This window comes from Kosakonia sp. MH5 (genome assembly GCF_009935945.1).
GTDB lineage: Bacteria > Pseudomonadota > Gammaproteobacteria > Enterobacterales > Enterobacteriaceae > Kosakonia > Kosakonia radicincitans.
The window spans coordinates 289,193-310,660 of the sequence record NZ_QODH01000002.1; the positions used below are offsets into that span (position 1 = coordinate 289,193).

20 protein-coding genes are annotated in these 21,468 nt (G+C 55.1%); 17 read left to right on the forward strand and 3 right to left on the reverse strand.

Translation table 11 applies throughout. The features are described 5' to 3' along the window. The first annotated feature begins 241 nt into the window (after nt 1-241). The 4 genes from DK872_RS07765 to sixA all read left to right on the forward strand — a co-directional run bounded on the left by DK872_RS07765 (nt 242) and on the right by sixA (nt 4,837). Nucleotides 242-526, forward strand: coding sequence for a YfcZ/YiiS family protein (locus DK872_RS07765; protein ID WP_007371032.1), 285 nt, complete (start codon nt 242-244; stop codon nt 524-526). Between the two features lie 160 nt (nt 527-686). Further along, nucleotides 687-1,994, forward strand: coding sequence for an acetyl-CoA C-acyltransferase FadI (gene fadI / locus DK872_RS07770; protein WP_007371033.1), 1,308 nt, complete (start codon nt 687-689; stop codon nt 1,992-1,994). Continuing rightward, the gene (fadJ, locus tag DK872_RS07775; protein ID WP_007371034.1) at nt 1,994-4,141 is read left to right on the forward strand and encodes a fatty acid oxidation complex subunit alpha FadJ; all 2,148 of its coding nucleotides are present in this window, start codon (nt 1,994-1,996) and stop codon (nt 4,139-4,141) included. Before fadI ends, fadJ begins: the two co-directional genes overlap by 1 nt. A gap of 210 nt (nt 4,142-4,351) precedes the next feature. Then, nucleotides 4,352-4,837, forward strand: a complete 486-nt coding sequence (gene sixA / locus DK872_RS07780; RefSeq protein ID WP_035889074.1) for a phosphohistidine phosphatase SixA — start codon at nt 4,352-4,354, stop codon at nt 4,835-4,837. Nucleotides 4,838-4,895: 58 nt separating this feature from the next. Here the strand turns inward: sixA and smrB are convergent, their stop codons facing one another. After that, complete coding sequence (gene smrB / locus DK872_RS07785) at nt 4,896-5,447, reverse strand: endonuclease SmrB (RefSeq protein WP_007371037.1); 552 nt, start codon at nt 5,445-5,447, stop codon at nt 4,896-4,898. Nucleotides 5,448-5,612: 165 nt separating this feature from the next. Here smrB and prmB point away from each other — a divergent pair, with 165 nt between their 5' ends. Genes prmB through DK872_RS07815 form a run of 6 tightly spaced genes read left to right on the forward strand, consistent with a single transcriptional unit; the run spans nt 5,613 to nt 10,150 of the window. Continuing rightward, the gene (gene prmB / locus DK872_RS07790; RefSeq protein ID WP_007371038.1) at nt 5,613-6,545 is read left to right on the forward strand and encodes a 50S ribosomal protein L3 N(5)-glutamine methyltransferase; all 933 of its coding nucleotides are present in this window, start codon (nt 5,613-5,615) and stop codon (nt 6,543-6,545) included. Nucleotides 6,546-6,582: 37 nt separating this feature from the next. Beyond that, complete coding sequence (gene aroC, locus DK872_RS07795; protein WP_007371039.1) at nt 6,583-7,668, forward strand: chorismate synthase; 1,086 nt, start codon at nt 6,583-6,585, stop codon at nt 7,666-7,668. Nucleotides 7,669-7,671: 3 nt separating this feature from the next. Next, a complete protein-coding gene (gene mepA / locus DK872_RS07800) occupies nt 7,672-8,496 on the forward strand; it encodes a penicillin-insensitive murein endopeptidase (protein WP_007371040.1) in 825 nt (274 codons plus the stop codon). Beyond that, on the forward strand, nt 8,496-9,308 hold the full coding sequence (locus DK872_RS07805) for a sulfite exporter TauE/SafE family protein (RefSeq protein ID WP_007371041.1): 813 nt from the start codon (nt 8,496-8,498) through the stop codon (nt 9,306-9,308). The genes mepA and DK872_RS07805 overlap by 1 nt, the downstream gene beginning before the upstream one ends. After that, nucleotides 9,305-9,844, forward strand: a complete 540-nt coding sequence (locus DK872_RS07810) for an elongation factor P hydroxylase (RefSeq protein WP_007371042.1) — start codon at nt 9,305-9,307, stop codon at nt 9,842-9,844. Before DK872_RS07805 ends, DK872_RS07810 begins: the two co-directional genes overlap by 4 nt. A 27-nt stretch (nt 9,845-9,871) precedes the next feature. After that, the gene (locus tag DK872_RS07815) at nt 9,872-10,150 is read left to right on the forward strand and encodes a YfcL family protein (RefSeq protein WP_007371043.1); all 279 of its coding nucleotides are present in this window, start codon (nt 9,872-9,874) and stop codon (nt 10,148-10,150) included. 108 nt (nt 10,151-10,258) lie between these two features. Here the strand turns inward: DK872_RS07815 and mnmC are convergent, their stop codons facing one another. Continuing rightward, nucleotides 10,259-12,259 carry a bifunctional tRNA (5-methylaminomethyl-2-thiouridine)(34)-methyltransferase MnmD/FAD-dependent 5-carboxymethylaminomethyl-2-thiouridine(34) oxidoreductase MnmC gene (gene mnmC / locus DK872_RS07820; RefSeq protein ID WP_370520870.1) on the reverse strand — a complete coding sequence of 667 codons (2,001 nt, stop codon included), beginning with the start codon at nt 12,257-12,259 and terminating at the stop codon, nt 10,259-10,261. Between the two features lie 155 nt (nt 12,260-12,414). On the opposite strand from mnmC, the gene fabB reads away from it, so the two are divergent. The 3 genes from fabB to DK872_RS07835 all read left to right on the forward strand — a co-directional run bounded on the left by fabB (nt 12,415) and on the right by DK872_RS07835 (nt 16,565). Beyond that, the gene (fabB, locus tag DK872_RS07825; RefSeq protein WP_007371045.1) at nt 12,415-13,629 is read left to right on the forward strand and encodes a beta-ketoacyl-ACP synthase I; all 1,215 of its coding nucleotides are present in this window, start codon (nt 12,415-12,417) and stop codon (nt 13,627-13,629) included. A gap of 212 nt (nt 13,630-13,841) precedes the next feature. Further along, nucleotides 13,842-15,023, forward strand: a complete 1,182-nt coding sequence (locus DK872_RS07830; protein WP_007371046.1) for an MFS transporter — start codon at nt 13,842-13,844, stop codon at nt 15,021-15,023. A gap of 111 nt (nt 15,024-15,134) precedes the next feature. Further along, nucleotides 15,135-16,565, forward strand: coding sequence for a 6-phospho-beta-glucosidase (locus DK872_RS07835; protein WP_035889787.1), 1,431 nt, complete (start codon nt 15,135-15,137; stop codon nt 16,563-16,565). Between the two features lie 33 nt (nt 16,566-16,598). Here the strand turns inward: DK872_RS07835 and flk are convergent, their stop codons facing one another. Then, entirely contained in the window at nt 16,599-17,606 is a 1,008-nt protein-coding gene (gene flk / locus DK872_RS07840) for a flagella biosynthesis regulator Flk (RefSeq protein WP_035889789.1), read from the reverse strand. A gap of 113 nt (nt 17,607-17,719) precedes the next feature. Between flk and pdxB the strand changes: the two genes are divergently transcribed. From pdxB to DK872_RS07860, 4 genes are all read left to right on the forward strand, one after another. Further along, nucleotides 17,720-18,856, forward strand: a complete 1,137-nt coding sequence (gene pdxB / locus DK872_RS07845; protein WP_072440088.1) for a 4-phosphoerythronate dehydrogenase PdxB — start codon at nt 17,720-17,722, stop codon at nt 18,854-18,856. Between the two features lie 65 nt (nt 18,857-18,921). After that, complete coding sequence (locus DK872_RS07850) at nt 18,922-19,935, forward strand: aspartate-semialdehyde dehydrogenase (protein ID WP_007371050.1); 1,014 nt, start codon at nt 18,922-18,924, stop codon at nt 19,933-19,935. Beyond that, the gene (truA, locus tag DK872_RS07855; protein ID WP_007371051.1) at nt 19,935-20,747 is read left to right on the forward strand and encodes a tRNA pseudouridine(38-40) synthase TruA; all 813 of its coding nucleotides are present in this window, start codon (nt 19,935-19,937) and stop codon (nt 20,745-20,747) included. Before DK872_RS07850 ends, truA begins: the two co-directional genes overlap by 1 nt. Before the next feature lie 28 nt (nt 20,748-20,775). After that, the gene (locus DK872_RS07860; protein ID WP_007371052.1) at nt 20,776-21,435 is read left to right on the forward strand and encodes a DedA family protein; all 660 of its coding nucleotides are present in this window, start codon (nt 20,776-20,778) and stop codon (nt 21,433-21,435) included. Nucleotides 21,436-21,468 lie beyond the last annotated feature (33 nt).

The following is a 21,468-nucleotide window of genomic DNA, read 5'->3' on the forward strand; positions in this document are numbered from 1 at the left end:
ATGTTGCAAGTTTGTATATAAGTTTTTTCAATTGTGATCTTCGAAACGGGATCTGCGTGGCAAAATCGCCGGGGTTGGTAATCAGTCAATTGGGCGATTTTTGTTTTAGATCATTTTTAAGTGTGATTTCGGTCACTTATCCACTTTCGGAAGATTATCAACTGGAGACGCCATGAACGGCGGCGTAAAATATGTCCATCGTTTATCTGGCACCCAGGGTGCTAATTCAGAGGAATCAACAATGAGCAAATGCAGTGCTGATGAAACCCCGGTTTGCTGCTGTATGGATGTTGGCACCATTATGGACAACTCCGACTGCACCGCCTCTTACAGTCGTGTATTCACCAATCGTGCTGAAGCCGATGAAACGCTGGCCGCGCTGAGCGCAAGAGCCCGCAGCGTGGAATCCGAGCCTTGCCAAATTACCTCCACCTTCACCGAAGTGGCGGATGGCGTGCGTCTCGATATCGATTTTGTTTTCGCCTGCGAAGCGGAAACCCTGATTTTCCAGCTTGGCCTGCGTTAATCTTCTTGCCAACGCCTCCTTTCACGGAGGCGTTTTGCTAAGCATCTCTGTGCCTTAGCTCGCATTTTTCTCTCGCTCCCATTGGCTATATGTAAAAAATTGGTTAAGACTGTTATCAGGTCAGACCACTTTAAGCATACGCTGTTAACAGGGGAGTGTTATGAAGGCATTACCGCTTGTCACCCGCCAGGGCGACCGCATTGCCATTGTCAGTGGGTTACGTACCCCGTTTGCCCGCCAGGCCACCGCTTTTCACGGCATTCCGGCGATCGATCTTGGCAAAATGGTGGTGGGAGAGATGCTGGCGCGCAGCGAAATTCCCCCCGAAGTGATTGAACAACTGGTGTTTGGCCAGGTCGTGCAGATGCCGGAAGCGCCTAATATTGCGCGCGAAATCGTGCTCGGCACCGGCATGAGCGTCCATACCGATGCTTACAGCGTCAGCCGCGCCTGCGCAACCAGTTTCCAGGCCGTGGCCAACGTCGCAGAAAGTCTGCTGGCGGGCACTATTCGCGCCGGTATTGCTGGCGGGGCGGATTCTTCCTCTGTTTTACCGATTGGCGTCAGTAAAAAGTTGGCGCGTGCGCTGGTGGATGCCAACAAAGCCCGCACTGTGGGGCAAAAACTGAAGCTTTTCTCCCGCTTGCGCTTGCGCGACCTGTTGCCGGTTCCTCCCGCCGTCGCGGAGTATTCCACCGGGCTGAGAATGGGCGATACAGCTGAGCAGATGGCGAAAACATACGGTATCAGCCGTGAACAGCAGGATGCGCTGGCCCACCGCTCACACCAGCTAGCCGCACAGGCCTGGGCTGAAGGCAAACTGCGTGATGAAGTGATGACCGCCTATGCGCCGCCGTTTCGCGATCCGGTTGAACAGGATAATAACGTTCGTCATAACTCCAGCCTGGCCGATTACGCGAAGCTGCGTCCCGCCTTCGATCGTCAGCATGGCACGGTGACGGCGGCGAACAGTACGCCGCTGACCGACGGAGCTGCGGCTGTAATTTTAATGACCGAATCCCGCGCCCGGGAACTGGGATTATCACCGCTGGGTTATTTGCGCAGCTACGCTTTCACCGCCATTGATGTGCAACAGGACATGCTGCTTGGCCCAGCCTGGGCAACGCCGCTGGCACTGGAAAGAGCCGGGTTGACGATGGCTGATCTGACGCTTCTCGATATGCACGAAGCCTTTGCCGCGCAAACCTTAACCAACCTGAAATTGATGGCCAGCGAGCGTTTTGCTCGTGAGGTACTTGGGCGCTCGCAGGCAACAGGTGAGGTGGATGACAGTAAGTTTAACGTGTTGGGCGGTTCCATCGCTTACGGTCATCCGTTTGCCGCCACCGGCGCGCGCATGATCACCCAAACGTTACACGAACTGCACCGCCGGGGAGGCGGTTTTGGTCTGGTCACTGCCTGTGCCGCGGGCGGTCTGGGCGCGGCAATGGTTCTGGAGGCTGAATAATGACAATGATGTCCGCATTTACCTTTAATGTGCGTCCCGACAATATCGCGGTCGTCACCATTGATGTGCCGAATGAAAAAATGAACACCCTGAAAGCGGAGTTTGCAGGTGAAGTGCGCGCCATGCTGAAACAGATCCGCGACAATAAGGCGCTGCGTGGCGTGGTGTTTATCTCGGCCAAGGCAGACAATTTCATCGCTGGCGCGGATATCAATATGATCGCCCGTTGCCAGACGGCAAAAGAGGCCGAGGATCTGGCTCGTCAGGGGCAGCAAGTGATGGCGGAGATCCATGCGCTGTCGATTCCGGTAGTTGCCGCAATTCATGGCGCTTGCCTGGGCGGCGGGCTGGAACTGGCACTGGCGTGCCATCGCCGGATTTGTACTGACGACGCGAAAACAATGCTGGGATTGCCTGAAGTTCAGTTAGGTCTGCTGCCCGGTTCCGGCGGGACACAGCGATTGCCGCGTCTGATTGGCGTCAGTACGGCGCTGGAAATGATCCTCACCGGAAAACAGCTTCGTCCGCGCCAGGCATTAAAAGTTGGTCTGGTGGACGATGTCGTACCGCAGTCAATTCTCCTTGAGGCCGCTGTTGATTTGGCCAAACAGGGGCGGCCGGTTGCCCGTCATCTGCCGGTTCGTGAACGGGTTCTGGCCGGGCCGCTTGGCCGCGCGTTGCTGTTCCGTATGGTGAGTAAGAAAACCGAACAAAAAACCCAGGGGAATTATCCTGCGGCCACGCGCATTTTATCCGTTATTGAAACCGGGTTGACGCAGGGGCGCAGCAGCGGTTACGACGCGGAAGCGCGCGCGTTTGGTCAACTGGCGATGACGCCGCAATCACAGGCGTTACGCCACCTGTTCTTCGCCAGTACCGGCGTTAAAAAAGATCCTGGCAGCGAGGTGCAGGCTGGCCCGTTGAACACGATCGGTGTGCTGGGCGGCGGATTAATGGGCGGCGGGATCGCTTTCGTCACGGCAAGCAAAGCAGGATTGCCGGTTCGCATAAAAGATATTAATGCGAAAGGGATCAACCACGCGCTGAAATACAGTTGGGAAGAGCTGGATAAAAAAGTGCGGCGCCGCTACCTGAAAGCGGGCGAGCGCGATAAGCAGTTGGCGAAAATATCCGGCACCCTGGATTTTAGCGGCTTTGCTCAGCGTGACCTGGTCATTGAGGCGGTGTTTGAAGATCTGGCGTTGAAACAGAAAATGGTGGCTGAAGTGGAAGCCCATTGTTCCGCTCATACTATTTTTGCCTCCAATACCTCTTCTTTACCGATCGGCGATATTGCAGCGCATGCCGCGCGACCAGAAAAGATCATCGGATTACATTTTTTCAGTCCGGTGGAAAAAATGCCATTGGTGGAGGTGATTCCACACGCCGGAACGGATGAGCAGACCATCGCTACCACGGTAAAGCTGGCGAAAAAACAGGGCAAAACGCCGATTGTGGTCGCGGATAAAGCCGGATTTTACGTGAACCGCATTCTTGCTCCCTATATTAATGAAGCCATCCGGCTGCTGAGTGAAGGCGAGTGCATCGAGGATATTGATCGCGCGCTGGTGAAATTTGGCTTCCCGGTCGGGCCGATCCAGTTACTGGATGAAGTGGGCATCGATACCGGTACAAAAATTATTCCGGTGCTGGAAAGCGCTTATGGTGAACGGTTTAGCGCCCCTGCAAGTATTGTGAGCGCAATTCTGAACGACGATCGCAAAGGGCGAAAAAATGGTCGTGGTTTCTATCTTTACCCTGCGAAAGGGCGTAAAAGCAAAAAGCAGCCCGATCCGGCGATTTATCCCCTGATTGGTGCCTCCGGCGGTGGGAGGTTATCGGCAGAGCAGATGGCGGAACGCTGTGTGCTGCTGATGCTGAACGAGGCGGTGCGTTGCTTTGATGAGCAGGTTATTCGCAGCGCGCGAGACGGCGATATTGGCGCCGTATTCGGCATCGGTTTTCCGCCGTTTTTAGGCGGGCCGTTCCACTATATAGCGACATCAGGAGCGGGCGACGTCGTGGCGAGGTTGCAGCGGCTGGAGGCGCAATACGGTGCGCGTTTTGCGCCTTGTGAACCGCTGTTGCGTATGGCGGAGCAGGGTGTAACTTTTTGGTCGGAAAAAGAAACTGAAGATGTGAATTAAGGTCTAAAAATTTAATTCTGTTATTCCTCATGGCGTTCGCGGTTATTTTGTAAACAGTGATTGACTATACTTACACCATTGAGGTAAAAAACAGCGTTTCATTCATGGAATGGATCAGGCACAATGCCCGGCCATCGATACTTTTCCGTCGTCGCGAAATGATTTCGCAGTGAAAGTGTTGATGATTCTGGTTAACAAAAGCGGTGCAATATGCAAGTTTTTATCATGCGTCACGGCGACGCTGCCCTCGATGCAGCCAGTGACTCGGTTCGTCCCTTAACCCCTTGTGGCTGTGACGAATCCCGTCAAATGGCAACATGGTTGAAAGGCCAAAAAGTGGATATTGAACGTGTTCTGATCAGCCCTTTTTTACGTGCTGAACAGACGCTGGAAAAGGTAGGGGAGTGTATGAACCTGCCTGACAACGTGGAGGTCCTGCCGGAACTGACGCCTTGCGGCGATATCGGCCTTGTCAGTGCCTATTTACAGGCGCTGGCGAATGAAGGAATCTCCTCTGTGCTGGTGATCTCTCACCTGCCGCTGGTGGGTTACCTGGTGTCCGAGCTTTGCCCGGGTGAAGCACCGCCGATGTTTACCACTTCCGCCATTGCCAGCGTTACGCTGGGTGAAGACGGTAAAGGGGTTTTTGACTGGCAAATGAGTCCCTGCAACCTGAAGATGCGAAAAGCCATCTGAATTCGCCGGACACTGAAAAACGCAGAGCCGCTTTATGCGGCTCTTGACGTTTCTGGCATCAGGGCAGCTCCGGCGGCTGCCACTCTTCCACTTCAATCAGCACCAGAATTGCTGCGTCGCCGCCATACTCTTTCGGCGCCTGGTGAAACGCCATCACATGCGGGTGCTGCGCCAGCCACAGCGGTGTCTGTTGCTTCAGAATGTGTTTACCGTGGCCGTGCATCACGCAGGCGCAGAACACATGTTCACGGCGACAGGCGGCGATCAGCGCGCCCAGTTCTTGCTTCGCCTGCTGCTGTGTTAAACCGTGCAGATCGAGAAACAACTCCGGCGAGTAGTCGCCCCGACGCATCTTTTTTAGCTCAAAATGGCTGACATCTTCACGCACATATTTGACCGGACCTTCGGTATTGAGCAGCGGCTGAAACTCGTCGGAAAAGTAGTGACTGTTGTCGGCTTGTTCCTGTAATAACCGTTTCACCGGAACTTCGCTGATTTTTTTCCGCGCCGGGCGATGTACCACGGTATCCTGCTTAAGCTGGCGCGTACCGGTCATCAGTTGCCGGAACAACACCTGTTCCTCCTCGCTAAGCGATGATTTCTTTTTCATTTGTGCGTCTCATCTTTTCTTTTCTTCAGTGTACCCGACTCACTGCGGCTCCGGCGAAGCAAAATGCATTTTTCCCTCTGGCAGGCGCGTGAGATGCTGATTTATCGCCGTCTTCATGGCAAACTAGCCGCCGAATTTAATGCGAGCATGTACCTGGGGGATACTATGGATAAAATTTTTGTCGATGAAGCAGTGAATGAGCTGCACACCATTCAGGACATGCTGCGCTGGGCGGTCAGCCGCTTCAGCGCCGCGAATATCTGGTACGGTCACGGCACGGATAACCCGTGGGACGAAGCGGTGCAACTGGTGTTGCCGACGCTCTATCTGCCGCTCGATATCCCGGAGGATATGCGCACCGCGCGTCTGACTTCCAGCGAGCGTCACCGCATTGTTGAGCGCGTGATCCGTCGTGTTAACGAGCGTATTCCGGTCGCTTACCTGACCAACAAAGCGTGGTTCTGCGGCCACGAATTTTATGTCGATGAGCGCGTGCTGGTGCCGCGTTCCCCGATTGGTGAACTTATCAACAACCGCTTTGCCGGGCTGATTGATCAACAGCCGCAGCATATTCTGGATATGTGTACCGGCAGCGGCTGTATCGCTATTGCGACGGCGTACGCCTTCCCGGAAGCGGAAGTGGATGCGGTCGATATCTCCGCGGATGCGCTGGCGGTAACTGAGCATAATATTGAAGAGCACGGCCTGATTCACCACGTTACGCCGATCCGTTCCGACCTGTTCCGCGATCTGCCGAAAGTGCAGTACGACCTTATTGTCACCAACCCGCCGTACGTTGATGAAGAAGATATGTCCGATCTGCCATCGGAATACCGTCACGAGCCGGAGCTGGGCCTGGCATCGGGCAGCGACGGCCTGAAACTGACGCGCCGCATTCTGGCCTGCGCCCCGGATTACCTTGCTGACCACGGCATCCTGATTTGTGAAGTCGGCAACAGCATGGTACATCTGATGGAACAATATCCGGACGTTCCGTTCACCTGGCTGGAGTTTGATAATGGCGGGGACGGCGTCTTTATGCTGACCAAAGCGCAGCTGATTGCCGCTCGCGAACACTTCAGCATCTATAAAGATTAAAACGACGCTCAACACCAACAACGACAACGGAGCCGTTATGGCAGGTAACACAATTGGACAACTTTTCCGCGTAACCACGTTTGGTGAATCGCACGGCCTGGCGCTGGGTTGCATCGTTGACGGCGTACCTCCGGGTATTCCGCTGACCGAAGCCGATTTACAACACGATCTCGACAGACGACGCCCGGGAACATCGCGCTATACCACCCAACGCCGCGAACCGGATCAGGTGAAGATTCTGTCCGGCGTCTTTGAAGGCGTCACCACTGGTACCAGCATTGGTCTGCTGATCGAAAACACCGACCAGCGCTCGCAGGATTATGGCGCGATTAAAGATCTGTTCCGCCCGGGCCATGCGGATTACACCTACGAACAAAAATACGGTCTGCGCGACTATCGCGGTGGTGGTCGTTCTTCTGCGCGCGAAACCGCAATGCGCGTCGCCGCTGGCGCTATCGCCAAGAAATATCTGGCGCAGAAATTTGGCATTGTTATTCGCGGTTGCCTGACTCAGATGGGTGAGATCCCGCTGGAGATCAAAGACTGGGCGCAGGTTGAACAGAACCCGTTTTTCTGCCCGGATCCGGACAAAATCGAGGCGCTGGATGAACTGATGCGCGGCCTGAAAAAAGAGGGCGACTCCATCGGCGCGAAAGTGACCGTAGTGGCCGATGGCGTTCCGGCAGGTTTTGGCGAGCCGGTGTTTGACCGTCTTGATGCTGATATCGCGCACGCGCTGATGAGCATCAACGCGGTGAAAGGCGTGGAAATTGGCGATGGCTTTGAAGTCGTGAAGCTGCGCGGCAGCGAAAACCGCGACGAAATCACGCAGCAGGGTTTCCAGAGCAACCACGCGGGCGGCATTCTTGGCGGCATCAGCAGCGGGCAGCAAATTATTGCCAATATCGCGCTGAAACCCACGTCGAGCATTACCGTACCGGGTCGCACCATTAATCGTTTCGGCGAAGAAGTGGATATGGTAACCAAAGGCCGTCACGATCCGTGTGTCGGTATTCGCGCCGTGCCGATCGCCGAAGCGATGCTGGCGATCGTGCTGATGGATCACTTCCTGCGTCAGCGTGCGCAAAACGCTGATGTCACTACTGATATTCCACGCTGGTAAATAATGAAAAGAACGGCAATTGCGCTGTTTACTCTGCTGGTGTGCGCCGCCGCGACGGCGGCGACACCGTGGCAAAAACTGACGCATCCGGTCGCCGGTAGCCCGCAGTCCATTGGCGCGTTCGCTAATGGTTGTATCGTTGGTGCGCATGCGCTGCCGCTGCAATCGGACAACTATCAGGTGATGCGCACTGACCAGCGGCGCTACTTCGGTCATCCCGATCTGGTGCTGTTTATTCAGCGTCTGAGCAATCAGGTGCACAATCTGGGGCTGGGTACGGTGCTGGTGGGCGACATGGGGATGCCCGCAGGTGGACGTTTCAACGGCGGCCATGCCAGCCATCAATCCGGGCTGGATGTTGATATCTTCCTGCAACTACCGAAAACCCGCTGGAGCGCCGCGCAGTTGCTGAAACCACAGGCGCTGGATCTCGTCTCAAGCGATGGTAAGCAAGTCGTGCCCGCGCTGTGGAAGCCGGAAATCAGTAGCATGATCAAGCTGGCGGCACAAGATAACGACGTGACGCGCATTTTCGTTAACCCGGCAATCAAACAGCAGCTTTGCCTCGATGCCGGAACCGATCGCGACTGGCTGCGTAAAGTGCGTCCATGGTTCCAGCATCGTGCGCATATGCACGTGCGTTTGCGCTGTCCGGCTGATAGCCTGGAGTGCCAGGATCAACCTCTGCCGCCGCCTGGCGACGGTTGCGGCGCAGAACTGCAAAGCTGGTTTGAACCGGCGAAACCTGGCAGCACAATCCCTGAGAAAAAGACGCCGCCGCCATTGCCGCGGTCTTGTCAGGCTTTACTGGATGAACACGCACTCTGATGGAACTCTTTCAACAACTGTTTATGGTATCGCCGTTACTGCTGGTGGTGCTTTTTTTTGTCGCGTTGCTGGCCGGTTTTATTGACGCGCTGGCGGGCGGCGGCGGGCTGTTAACGGTGCCAGCGTTACTGGCGGCAGGTATGACGCCAGCCCAGGCGTTGGCAACGAATAAATTACAAGCCTGTGGCGGTTCGATTTCTGCGTCGCTGTACTTTATCCGTCGCAAAGTGGTGAATCTTGCCGATCAGAAACTCAATATCCTGATGACCTTTATCGGTTCAACCACCGGTGCGCTGCTGGTGCAGCATGTGCAATCGGATGTACTGCGCCAAATCCTGCCGATTCTGGTGATCTGTATCGGTCTCTACTTCCTGTTGATGCCGAAGCTGGGTGAGGAGGATCGTCAGCGTCGTTTGTACGGGCTGCCGTTTGCGCTGGTCTCCGGTGGCTGTGTCGGTTTTTACGACGGTTTCTTCGGCCCCGGCGCCGGTTCCTTTTACGCGCTGGCTTTTGTGACGCTCGCAGGGTACAACCTGGCGAAATCCACCGCGCATGCCAAAGTGCTGAATGCCACCTCGAATGTCGGCGGTCTGCTGCTGTTTATTATTGGCGGCAAAGTTGTGTGGGGCACGGGTTTCATCATGCTGGCCGGGCAGTTTCTCGGCGCGCGAATGGGCTCGCGTCTGGTGCTCAGCAAAGGGCAAAAACTCATTCGTCCGATGATTGTGATTGTCTCGGCGGTGATGAGTGCAAAACTTCTTTATGACAGTCACGGCCAGGAGATCCTCCATTTTCTGGGGGTGAACGTATGACACATCACTACCAACAATTGATTGATATTTTTGACGGCTGTTTTGCCGACGATTTTAATACCCGTCTGATTAAAGGCGACGACGAACCGATCTATCTTCCTGCTGATGCGGATGCGCCGTATAACCGCATTGTTTTTGCTCACGGTTTTTATGCCAGCGCGTTACATGAGATTTCGCACTGGTGCATCGCCGGTGCCGAGCGTCGCAAGCAGGTGGATTTTGGCTACTGGTATTGCCCTGATGGCCGCGATGCGGTAACGCAGGGGCAGTTCGAGGATGTTGAAGTAAAACCGCAGGCGTTTGACTGGTTGTTTTGCGTGGCGGCGGGTTTCCCGTTTAATGTCAGTTGCGACAATCTGGAAGGCGATGTCGAGCCGGATCGTATCGTGTTCCAGCGCCGCGTTCACGCGCAGGTCATGGCTTATCTGGAGCAGGGTATTCCCCCGCGCCCGGCGCGTTTTATCAAGGCATTACAGGATTATTATCAAACGCCGCCTTTAGCGGCAGAACAGTTCCCATGGCCGGAAGATCTTTGAAGCCATGTTGTCAAAAGAGGAAGAGAGATGATCGCGGAGTTTGAATCACGCATTCTGGCGTTAATCGATAATATGGTGGATCACGCCAGTGATGATGAGTTGTTTGCGGGCGGTTATCTGCGCGGCCACCTGACGCTGGCGGTGGCTGAACTGGAAGGCGAGGATAACTATTCGCCGGAAAATCTGTACCAGAAAGTCACCGGTAGCGTGGAAACTGCTATTCAGGCCGGAGAACTGTCGCCGCGCGATCAGGCGCTGGTGATGGGGATGTGGGAAAACCTATACCAGCAGGCGAAGTCGCATTAAGGGGCGTCGTAGTGCCGGGTAATGCTGACGCGTATCCGGCCAATATCCGTGCCTACAGGTTTGTAGGCCGGATAAAACAACGCCGCCATCCGGCGAATATTCCCACCTTCACTTCACCGCTCTGCCTTTCAATAACTTCCTGACCCACAAACGATTCGGATTGAGGGCTGCCAGCGTTTCGCCATCCAGCGGAATCGGCTCGTCACTCATCTGCGAAGCCAGAATCTCCGCCGCCAGCGGCGCGCTGCACAAACCGCGCGAACCGAGAGCGCCGAGCATAAATAAACCTTCGTAGATCGGCGCACTGACCGCTTCTTCCGGCCGTTCTGCCAGTTGGGCGTAAGCTGCCAGCGTGGCGTCAAAGTCGGCGACATTCCCGACCATCGGCAGATGATCCCGCGTTGCGCAGCGTACGCCGCAGCGCGCGTCGCCGTCGCTGACATCCACCTCTTTTGCCCAGGCCGCATACGGGAAACAGTCGATAAGCCGCTGGCGATTCTGCTGCTGATCCGCCTCGCTGTAACCTGCCTCCTGCTGCCCGCGATGATAGCTGGCGCCGATGCAGTGCTGCTGGTTATGCGGGTTCTGCGGCGTCAGATAACCGTCGTAGCACAGCACCTGGCGAAGCGCAGAGAGCATATTGCTGGTCGGAATATGGCTGACCTGACCGGCAACAGGATAGACGGGCAGTTTCTCTGTTTGCGGGAAATGGTGAATGCGGTGCCCGTTCGCCAGTACGACTGCTGCATGCGCCCGCTGGTTGCCATGGCGGAAATGAAGTTGCCAGCGCTGATCTTCACGGCTCAGGCGTTCAACATCATGTCCATAATGCACTTGCAGGCCTTGCTCGCAAGCCAGCTTAATCGCGGCGGCCGTTAACTGCGCCGGGCAGAGCCAGCCGCCGAGCGGGTAATTCACGCCACCGCATTCCGTTTCCACCCCGGTTTCGGCTTTCACCGCCTGTGCATCAACCGCACGGGCAATCTCCGGTGGCAGATCCAGCGTCAACATTTGCGCGATTTTTTGTTGGCTTTTTTCATCCCAGCCAAGTTGTGTGACGCCGCACCACTGGTGGTCAAACGTCACGGGTAACGCATCATACAGACGGCGGGCAAAGGTAAACGCCGCGGGGAAGAAGCGGGCCAGTGCCGGATCGTGAGCGCTGAGCAGCGGATAAAGCGCCCCCTGACGGTTGCCGGATGCGCCCTCGGCGGGCGCGTCGTCGGCGCAGTAAAGCGTCACCCGCCAGCCGCGTCGCAGCAAGGCCAGCGATAACAGCGCGCTGGCGACACCGCCGCCAATCAGCGCCACATCGCGTACCTCAGTGCCGCTGCGGACAAACCACGGCGTACGCGGCGCAGATGCGACGGTGTTTTCCATTACGCCGGTCAACATTTCGCGTTTGCGGCCAAAACCTTTGCTTTTGCGCATGGTAAAGCCCGCTTCCTGCAAACCACGACGGACAAAACCTGCCGAGGTAAAGGTCGCCAGCGTGCCGCCCGGCCTTGCCAGTCGAGCCATCGCGGCAAACAGGTTTGGCGTCCACATATCCGGGTTTTTCGCCGGGGCAAAGCCATCCAGGAACCAGGCGTCGACGCGCTGGTTTAAGGAATCATCAAGCGTATCGGTGAGTTGATTGATATCGCCAAACCATAAATCCAGCGTCACACGACCTTCATCGAGCAGCAGTCGGTGGCAGCCGCCAAAGGGCAGCGGCCACTGCGCCTGTAACTGTTCCGCCCATGGTGCCAGTTCCGGCCAGTGCGCGTGGGCTTTGCGCAGATCGTCCTGGGTGAGAGGAAATTTTTCAAAACTGATGAAATGTAATCTTTCCAGGGTAGCGTCAGGATTGGCTGCGCGAAAGGCCGCGAATGCCTGCCACAACGTGAGGAAATTCAGACCGGTGCCAAACCCGCTCTCCGCAACCACAAACAGCGGGCGCGGGTGTTCAGGAAAACGCTGTTCCAGTTGGTTGCCGCCGAGAAAAACATAACGCGTCTCTTCCAGTCCGTTATCATTAGAGAAATAGACGTCGTCGAAATCTCGGGAAACAGGTGTACCCTCAGCGTTGAATTCGAGGTTGGCGGATTGTATAGCGGTTTGTTTCACGTAAGTTACTCGTCCATCAGGCAGTGTCACGATCTTAACGAGGGACAAAGAAAGGCGCAAATTTCCACAGAAAATGTCTGATCGGACTTGTTCGGCGTACAAGTGTACGCTATCTTGCGACACGAAACTTAATTAGTGCGACTTAGGGGTATTGAATGAAACGTGCAGTGATTACTGGCCTGGGCATCGTTTCCAGCATTGGTAATAACCAGCAGGAAGTCCTGGCATCTCTGCGTGAAGGACGCTCAGGGATCACATTCTCTCAGGAATTTAAAGATTCCGGCATGCGCAGCCACGTATGGGGTAACGTTAAACTGGACACCACTGGTTTGATCGACCGTAAAGTGGTTCGTTTCATGAACGATGCCTCTATCTATTCCTATCTTTCCATGCAGCAGGCGATCGAAGATGCTGGCCTGAAAGACGAGGTTTACCAGAACAACCCGCGCGTGGGCCTGATTGCAGGTTCTGGCGGTTCTTCTAAATCTCAGGTTTTCGGCGCTGATGCGATGCGTAGCCCGCGTGGTCTGAAAGCTGTGGGTCCTTATGTGGTGACCAAAGCGATGGCATCTGCGGTGTCCGCTTGCCTCGCAACACCATTTAAAATCCACGGTGTTAACTACTCTATCAGTTCTGCTTGCGCTACTTCCGCGCACTGCATCGGTAACGCGGTAGAACAGATTCAACTGGGTAAACAGGACATCGTTTTTGCTGGCGGCGGCGAAGAGCTGTGCTGGGAAATGGCCTGTGAATTTGACGCGATGGGCGCGTTGTCCACCAAGTACAACGAAACGCCAGAAAAAGCTTCCCGTACCTATGACAAACACCGTGACGGTTTCGTTATCGCGGGTGGCGGCGGTATGGTTGTTGTTGAAGAGCTGGAACATGCACTGGCGCGTGGCGCGCACATCTATGCAGAGATCGTTGGCTACGGCGCGACCTCTGATGGTGCGGACATGGTAGCGCCGTCAGGCGAAGGCGCAGTGCGTTGCATGAAGATGGCAATGCAAGACGTTGATACACCGATCGACTACCTGAACTCCCACGGTACTTCCACGCCGGTTGGCGACGTGAAAGAACTGGGCGCTATTCGCGAAGTGTTCGGCGACAATAGCCCGGCTATCTCCGCAACCAAAGCGATGACCGGTCACTCTCTGGGCGCTGCGGGCGTACAGGAAGCGATCTACTCGCTGCTGATGCTGGAACACGGCTTTATCGCGCCGAGCATTAACGTGGAAGAGCTGGACGAGCAGGCTGCTGGCCTGAATATTGTGACAAAACCGATGGAAGCCTCGTTGACAACGGTCATGTCCAACAGCTTCGGTTTTGGCGGTACTAACGCCACGCTGGTAATGCGCAAACTGAAATAAGTTTGTCGGCAAGCAGAAAAAGAGAGCCACTGGCTCTCTTTTTTTATGCATTGACAAGCTGCCGTTGCGGCAGGCAAACTCCTCGCCGCAACATTATCAACATGATAATGCGTAAGCGTTTAACGTTAACCAACGCACCTTAATCCTGGCACTCAGGTGGAGGGGGCGTGGTACTTCCAAATCCCGCCTTACTCTGCGTTATGGAGTAATGCATGTCTGTAGATGTTCAATCTGTTAAAACCTCGTCAGCGAATATGTCGCTGTTTCGTATCGCCTTTGCGGTGTTTCTGACCTATCTGACCGTTGGCCTGCCGCTACCGGTGATCCCGCTGTTTGTCCACAATGAGTTGGGCTACGGTAATACCATGGTGGGAATTGCCGTTGGTATTCAGTTTCTGGCTACCGTCTTAACACGCGGCTATGCCGGCCGTCTTGCCGATCAATATGGCGCGAAACGTTCGGTGATACAGGGCATGATCGCCTGTGCTCTGGCCGGAGCAGCATGGCTGCTGGCGGCGCTGTTGCCGGTTGCGCCCGCTGCCAAATTTGCGCTGCTGATTCTGGGGCGCCTGATCCTCGGTTTCGGTGAAAGCCAGCTTCTTACCGGCACGCTCACCTGGGGAATGGGGCTGGTTGGCCCCGCGCGTTCCGGCAAAGTGATGTCATGGAACGGAATGGCGATTTACGGTGCGCTGGCCGCCGGCGCGCCGCTTGGGTTGCTGGTCCACAGCCACTTTGGTTTCGCCGCCCTGGCAGCGATCACCACGGTATTGCCGCTACTGGCCTTCGCATTTAACGGCGGCGTGCCCAAAACGCCTGCGCATCCGGGCGATCGTCCTTCACTGTGGAGCGTGGTCGGGCTTATCTGGCAACCGGGGCTGGGGCTGGCGCTTCAGGGCGTTGGCTTTGCGGTGATCGGCACCTTTGTTTCGCTCTACTTTGCCAGCCAGGGCTGGTCAATGGCGGGTTTTACCCTGACGGCTTTCGGCGGCGCATTTGTGCTGATGCGCATTTTGTTTGGCTGGATGCCGGACCGTTTTGGTGGTGTGCGGGTGGCGATTGTTTCGCTGGTCATTGAAACCATTGGCCTGCTGCTGTTATGGCAGGCGCATGGCGCGTGGATGGCATTGCTGGGCGCGGCTCTGACCGGTAGTGGCTGCTCGCTTATCTTTCCGTCGCTGGGCGTTGAAGTCGTCAAGCGCGCGCCACCGCAGGTGCGTGGTACGGCGCTTGGCGGCTATGCGGCATTTCAGGATATCTCTTACGCGTTTAGCGGCCCGTTAACCGGGCTGCTGGCAACGTCTGCGGGATACCCGTCGGTTTTTCTCGCGGGAGCAATTGCCGCCATTACCGGTATTGTGATCACCCTGGTTGCCTTCGGCGCGCGGAAATGATCGCACTATAAAATCTCTTTGCAACCGGTTTCACGGAATGAGCCCGTGGTGATGTCATCTCACTGCGGGCTTGTTTATTCTTTTGCCATCACTACGCGAAAGGAGAAAACAATGGCTGGGTTTAAAGCGGATTTCTTATGGGGCGGCGCGGTGGCGGCGCATCAACTGGAAGGCGGATGGCAGGAAGGAGGCAAGGGGATCAGCGTTGCCGATGTCATGACCGCCGGGGCGCATGGTGTACCGCGTGAAATTACCGACGGCGTGCTGCCTGGCAAAAATTACCCTAACCATGAAGCCATCGATTTTTATCACCGTTATAAAGACGATATCAAACTGTTTGCCGAAATGGGGTTTAAATGTTTTCGCACCTCCATTGCCTGGACGCGTATTTTTCCTCAGGGTGATGAACTGGAGCCGAATGAAGCCGGGTTACAATTCTACGATGATCTTTTTGATGAATGCCTGAAATACAATATTGAACCCGTTATTACCCTTTCCCATTTCGAAATGCCTTATCACCTTGTCACCGAATATGGCGGCTGGCGTAATCGCAAACTGATCGACTTTTTTGTCCGTTTTGCCAGTGCCGTTTTCACCCGCTACCGCAGCAAGGTGAAATACTGGATGACCTTCAACGAAATTAACAACCAGGCCAACTATCACGAAGATTTTGCGCCCTTCACCAACTCTGGCGTGAAATATAAAGCGGGTGAAGATCGCGAAGTGATCATGTATCAGGCTGCCCACTATGAATTAGTAGCCAGCGCGCTGGCGGTGGAAGCCGGGCATAAAATTAACCCGGATTTTAAAATCGGCTGCATGATCGCCATGTGCCCGATTTATCCGCTCACCTGCGCGCCGGATGATATGATGATGTCGGTCGCTGCGATGCACCGGCGCTACTGGTTTACCGATGTTCACGTACGCGGTTATTACCCGCAGCATCTGCTCAATTATTTTGCTCGCCGCCAGTTCAAACTCGATATCACCGAAGAGGATTTGCAGATCCTGACGCGCGGACGCGTTGACTATATTGGCTTTAGTTATTACATGTCGTTTGTCACCAAAGCCCAGGAAAACAATCCGCACCTCGATTACGACGAGACGAAAAGCCTGGTGAAAAACCCGTACGTGAAAGCCTCCGACTGGGGCTGGCAAATAGATCCGGTTGGCCTGCGCTACTCTCTGAACTATTTCTACGATCTCTACCAGTTGCCGCTGTTTGTTGTGGAAAACGGTTTTGGGGCGATTGATCAGCCTGAAAGCGACGGCGTAGTGAACGATCAGTACCGCATTGAATATATGCACAACCATATCCGCGAAATGAAAAAAGCGGTGGTGGAAGATGGCGTCGATTTAATGGGTTATACGCCGTGGGGCTGTATTGATCTGGTCTCTGCGGGCACTGGCGAAATGAAAAAACGCTACGGCTTAATCTACGTTGATAAAGATAACGAGGGTAATGGCACGCTGGCGCGCAGCCGTAAAAAATCGTTCTGGTGGTATCAGGACGTTATCAAACACAACGGCGAGAATATTTGACGATAAATTCCCCTCCAGATGGAGGGGAATTTTTTAACTCACCAGCCAGAAAAGCGCTAATGCGATAAGCAGGGCGATAAAAAAGAATCCCGGGCGCGTGGAAATCGATTTTATTGTTTCGACAATGGGGGCGACAAACGGGCTGTAAATGGGCTGAATATCGCGAACCTCAAAGGTGCCCGCCGCACGTTCTGTGCGGCGTAAAAAGACATGATTAAGAATGTCCTGAACCTGCGCCGTCGTCAGGATCGTCTGCGGCGTGGCTTGCCATGTTTGCTGGGCATACTCGGTAATCGTGCGCATTTCCATATCATCCAGCGGCTGTTTCAGGGCGGTCTGGATAGTGTGCAGCGTGGGCGCGTTGTGCGTACTTAACGTCTGGCGCGCCTGTAGCCATGTCATCAGCGGCGCGAAATGTTTCGCCGGGATCAGCTCACCGGTTTTGACGCCGGAAAGCTCCATCATTGACTGCCAGATCAATTTACCTGATTCGCCTGTTGCAGCCGCCAGTTTCGTGACCGCCTGGTTCAGCGAGTTGTGCTCGGCAGGCAGCAGCGGACGCTCAGTGGCCGGGCGTTGCTGCGGCTGTGGGATAGTGATCTGGTTATTCTGCAACATGGTCAGCACGGTTTTTAACTGCTGAGGCGTCAACTGGCTGAGCGCTGTCTGACCAAACTGCTGGCGAATAAAATCGCTCACCGCCTGGCGATTATTCCCCTGGCCTAACAGTTCCGTCAGTTGTGAAACCACCTGGCGGGTGGTGTGGTTCTGCGTTGCAGTTTCCACGCGCTGGTTGAGGTTCTGCTCAGCAGCCGGAAAGTGACGCGAGAGCAGCGGGGCGTCATTCTTCAGCCCTAAATCGTGTTTCATGCCAGCCCATACTTCCGCACTTTGCTGCTGCGTTAACGCGATCAAGCGAATAACCAGTCGCTCCAGCACGGTACGTTGCAGGGTGGATAAAGGCTGTTCGCCAGCATTATTCGCGGCTTGTGTCGGCTCTTGCCCGGGAGGGCGCGCGGGCGTCCCCTGAATGGGTTGCATCATGGATTTCCTCTCACTCTCGCATGGCGGTGGTCGGCATTGCAGGTATGCCTGGCGGCGAGATTATGGCACACTTGCGCGCTCAACTCCCGTTCTCAAACAGGTACTGTAGCGTGAAAATCCTTGTTGATGAAAATATGCCTTATGCCCGCGATCTTTTTAGCCGTCTGGGTGAAGTGAAAGCGGTTCCCGGTCGTCCAATCCCGCTTGCGGAACTGGCCGATGCTGATGCGTTAATGGTGCGCTCCGTGACGAAAGTCAACGAGGCATTATTACAGGGGACGGGGATCAAATTTGTCGGTACGGCAACCGCGGGAACTGACCATGTTGATGAAGGGTATTTGCAGCAAGCGGGGATTGGCTTTTCCGCAGCGCCAGGCTGCAACGCCATTGCGGTCGTAGAGTATGTTTTCTCTTCGCTGTTAATGCTGGCAGAGCGCGAAGGTTTTGCTCTCAAAGATCGTACCGTAGGGATTGTCGGTGTGGGCAATGTGGGCGGGCGCTTACAGAAGCGCCTCGAAGCGCTGGGGATCCGCACGCTGCTATGCGATCCACCGCGCGCCGATCGTGGTGATGACGGTGATTTCCGCTCGCTTGATGAGCTGGTGCGTGAAGCGGATGTGCTGACCTTCCATACGCCGCTGTTTAAAGACGGACCGTATAAAACGCTGCACCTGGCGGATGATGCTCTGCTGGCGCGTCTGAAGCCTGGCACTATTCTGATTAATGCCTGCCGGGGCCCGGTGGTGGATAATGCAGCGCTGCTGCAGCGTTTGCAGGCGGGACAGGCGCTACATGTGGTGCTGGACGTCTGGGAGCCGGAACCTGATCTCAACGTGGAGTTGCTGCAACGCATTGACATTGGCACCGCGCATATCGCTGGATATACCCTTGAAGGTAAAGCACGTGGCACAACACAAGTCTTTGAAGCCTATAGTGAATTTATCGGTAAGCGTACGCAAATAGCGCTCGATACCTTACTGCCTGCGCCGGAGTTTGGCCGCATAACACTGCACGGCCCTCTCGATCAGTCAACGCTAAAAAGGCTGGTTCATTTGGTGTATGATGTGCGCCGTGACGATGCGTTGCTGCGAAAAGTGGCAGGCACGCCGGGTGAATTTGATAAGTTACGTAAAAACTATCTTGAGCGTCGCGAATGGTCATCACTGTATGTACAGTGCGATGATGCCAGTGCTGCCGCACTGTTGCAGCAACTGGGTTTTAACGCCACGCACACCCCGGCCCGTTAATGTCTTCTTAATGCTCCCTGCGGAAAAATGCCGAAGGGACGCTTTATTTCCTGGAGTAAATCACCATGTCTGAAGGCTGGAATATTGCCGTTCTTGGCGCAACTGGCGCTGTCGGAGAAGCCTTGCTTGAAACGCTGGAGGAACGTCAGTTCCCGGTAGGCGAATTGTACGCTCTGGCCAGAGAAGAGAGCGCGGGCGAAAACTTGCGCTTCGCGGGTAAAACCGTGCGCGTTGAAGACGTTGCCAGTTTTGACTGGACGCAGGCGCAACTGGCGTTTTTCGTCGCCGGTGCGCAGGCATCTGCGACCTGGATTGAAGAGGCCACCAACGCGGGTTGCCTGGTGATCGATACCAGCGGTCTGTTTGCGCTGGAGCCGGATGTGCCGCTGGTCATGCCGGACGTTAATCCCTTTGTGCTCGCGGATTACCGCAATCGCAATATTATTGCCGTGCCAGACAGCCTGACCAGTCAACTGCTGGCCAGTATTAAACCGCTGATCGATGAAGGCGGTTTTTCGCGCGTCGCTGTCACCAGCATGTTGTCTGTTTCACGCAGCGGTAAACAGGCGGTTGATGCGTTGGCAGGGCAGAGTGCCAAGCTGCTGAATGGCATCCCGATTGATGAAGATGACTATTTTGGCCGCCAGCTTGCGTTCAACATGCTGCCACTGCTGCCGGATAGCGAAGGTAGCGTGCGTGAAGAGCGGGTGATTATCGATCAGATGCGCAAAATTTTGCAGGATGACGGTCTGATGATCTCCGCGAACTGCGTACAGTCGCCGGTATTTTACGGCCATGCGCAAATGGTCAGTTTTGAAGCGCTGCGTCCGCTGGCTGCCGAAGAAGCGCGCGATGCGTTTGCCCGTTTCGACGAAATTGTGCTGTCTGAAGAAAATGAATTTCCTACCCAGGTGGGCGATGCTTCCGGTCAGACGCATCTTTCTGTGGGCTGCATCCGTAATGATTACGGCATGCCGGAGCAGATCCAGTTCTGGTCGGTGGCCGACAACGTTCGCTTCGGTGGCGCGCTGATGGCGGTTAAAACAGCCGAGAAACTGGTGCAGGAGTATCTGTACTGATGCAGGACGAAGTCAAAGCGCCAGTCTACAAAATTGCGCTGGGTATTGAGTATGACGGCAGCAAATATTACGGCTGGCAGCGTCAGCAAGAAGTGCGCAGTGTGCAGGAGAAGCTGGAAAAAGCCCTCTCGCAGGTTGCCAATGAGCCAATTAATGTGTTCTGCGCCGGGAGAACTGACGCTGGTGTTCATGCGACAGGGCAGGTAGTGCATTTCGAAACGACTGCGCTGCGCAAAGATGCCGCCTGGACGTTAGGGGTAAATGCGAATTTGCCTGGTGACATCGCGGTGCGCTGGGTAAAAACTGTTGCCGATGATTTTCATGCTCGTTTCAGCGCTACGGCTCGCCGCTACCGCTACATTATTTACAACCATCGTTTACGACCGGCGGTGTTAGGCCACGGTGTTACGCACTATCACCAGCCGCTGGATGCCGGGCGGATGCATCGCGCCGCGCAGTGCCTGCTAGGCGAAAATGATTTTACCTCGTTTCGCGCGGTGCAGTGCCAGTCGCGCACGCCGTGGCGCAATGTGATGCATATCAACGTCAGTCGCTATGGCAATTACATTGTGGTCGATATCAAAGCCAATGCCTTTGTACATCATATGGTCAGGAATATTGTCGGCAGCCTGATGGAAGTAGGCGCCCACAACCAGCCGGAGAGCTGGATAGCAGAGTTGCTGGCGGTCAAGGATCGCACGCTGGCGGCAGCAACGGCGAAAGCGGAAGGGCTATATCTGGTGGCGGTGGATTATCCAGCGCGCTTCGACCTTCCGGCTGCGCCAATGGGCCCGCTGTTCCTGGCGGACTAGTCGCAATTCATAAAAGGCATAAGTAAATATGGACTTAATACGCTTCCTTATTGATTTCATCCTGCATATCGATGTGCATCTGGCGGAGCTGGTGGCACAGTATGGCATCTGGGTTTATGCGATTCTGTTTGTGATCCTTTTTTGCGAAACCGGGCTGGTGGTCACGCCTTTCCTGCCGGGGGATTCGCTGCTGTTTGTCGCCGGTGCGCTGGCCTCTCTCGGCACGAACGATCTGAATGTACATCTGATGGTTGTACTGATGCTTATTGCCGCAATTGCCGGTGATGCGGTGAACTACACCATCGGACGACTCTTTGGCGATCGATTATTCAGTAATCCGGATTCAAAGATTTTCCGTCGCAGCTATCTTGATAAAACCCATCAGTTTTATGAACGGCATGGCGGCAAAACGATCATTCTGGCGCGCTTTGTACCGATTGTGCGGACATTTGCACCGTTTGTCGCCGGGATGGGGCATATGTCTTATCGCCACTTCGCCCTTTTCAACGTAGCGGGCGCGCTGTTATGGGTACTGCTGTTTACTTACGCCGGGTATTTCTTTGGCACCCTGCCGATGGTTCAGGAAAATCTTAAGCTGTTGATTGTGGCAATCATCGTGGTGTCTATACTTCCCGGTGTGATTGAGATTATTCGTCACCGACGCGCTGCGGCAAAGCAGATAAAATAAGGGCGCAATGGCGGTTCGACCACTTTTTTATCC

Coding starts and splice junctions, on each gene's coding strand:
- DK872_RS07765 (WP_007371032.1), top strand. CDS start 242: ATGAGCAAATGCAGTGCTGATGAAACCCCGGTTTGCTGCTGTATGGAT.
- fadI (WP_007371033.1), top strand. CDS start 687: ATGAAGGCATTACCGCTTGTCACCCGCCAGGGCGACCGCATTGCCATT.
- fadJ (WP_007371034.1), top strand. CDS start 1,994: ATGACAATGATGTCCGCATTTACCTTTAATGTGCGTCCCGACAATATC.
- sixA (WP_035889074.1), top strand. CDS start 4,352: ATGCAAGTTTTTATCATGCGTCACGGCGACGCTGCCCTCGATGCAGCC.
- smrB (WP_007371037.1), bottom strand. CDS start 5,447: ATGAAAAAGAAATCATCGCTTAGCGAGGAGGAACAGGTGTTGTTCCGG.
- prmB (WP_007371038.1), top strand. CDS start 5,613: ATGGATAAAATTTTTGTCGATGAAGCAGTGAATGAGCTGCACACCATT.
- aroC (WP_007371039.1), top strand. CDS start 6,583: ATGGCAGGTAACACAATTGGACAACTTTTCCGCGTAACCACGTTTGGT.
- mepA (WP_007371040.1), top strand. CDS start 7,672: ATGAAAAGAACGGCAATTGCGCTGTTTACTCTGCTGGTGTGCGCCGCC.
- DK872_RS07805 (WP_007371041.1), top strand. CDS start 8,496: ATGGAACTCTTTCAACAACTGTTTATGGTATCGCCGTTACTGCTGGTG.
- DK872_RS07810 (WP_007371042.1), top strand. CDS start 9,305: ATGACACATCACTACCAACAATTGATTGATATTTTTGACGGCTGTTTT.
- DK872_RS07815 (WP_007371043.1), top strand. CDS start 9,872: ATGATCGCGGAGTTTGAATCACGCATTCTGGCGTTAATCGATAATATG.
- fabB (WP_007371045.1), top strand. CDS start 12,415: ATGAAACGTGCAGTGATTACTGGCCTGGGCATCGTTTCCAGCATTGGT.
- DK872_RS07830 (WP_007371046.1), top strand. CDS start 13,842: ATGTCTGTAGATGTTCAATCTGTTAAAACCTCGTCAGCGAATATGTCG.
- DK872_RS07835 (WP_035889787.1), top strand. CDS start 15,135: ATGGCTGGGTTTAAAGCGGATTTCTTATGGGGCGGCGCGGTGGCGGCG.
- flk (WP_035889789.1), bottom strand. CDS start 17,606: ATGCAACCCATTCAGGGGACGCCCGCGCGCCCTCCCGGGCAAGAGCCG.
- DK872_RS07850 (WP_007371050.1), top strand. CDS start 18,922: ATGTCTGAAGGCTGGAATATTGCCGTTCTTGGCGCAACTGGCGCTGTC.
- truA (WP_007371051.1), top strand. CDS start 19,935: ATGCAGGACGAAGTCAAAGCGCCAGTCTACAAAATTGCGCTGGGTATT.
- DK872_RS07860 (WP_007371052.1), top strand. CDS start 20,776: ATGGACTTAATACGCTTCCTTATTGATTTCATCCTGCATATCGATGTG.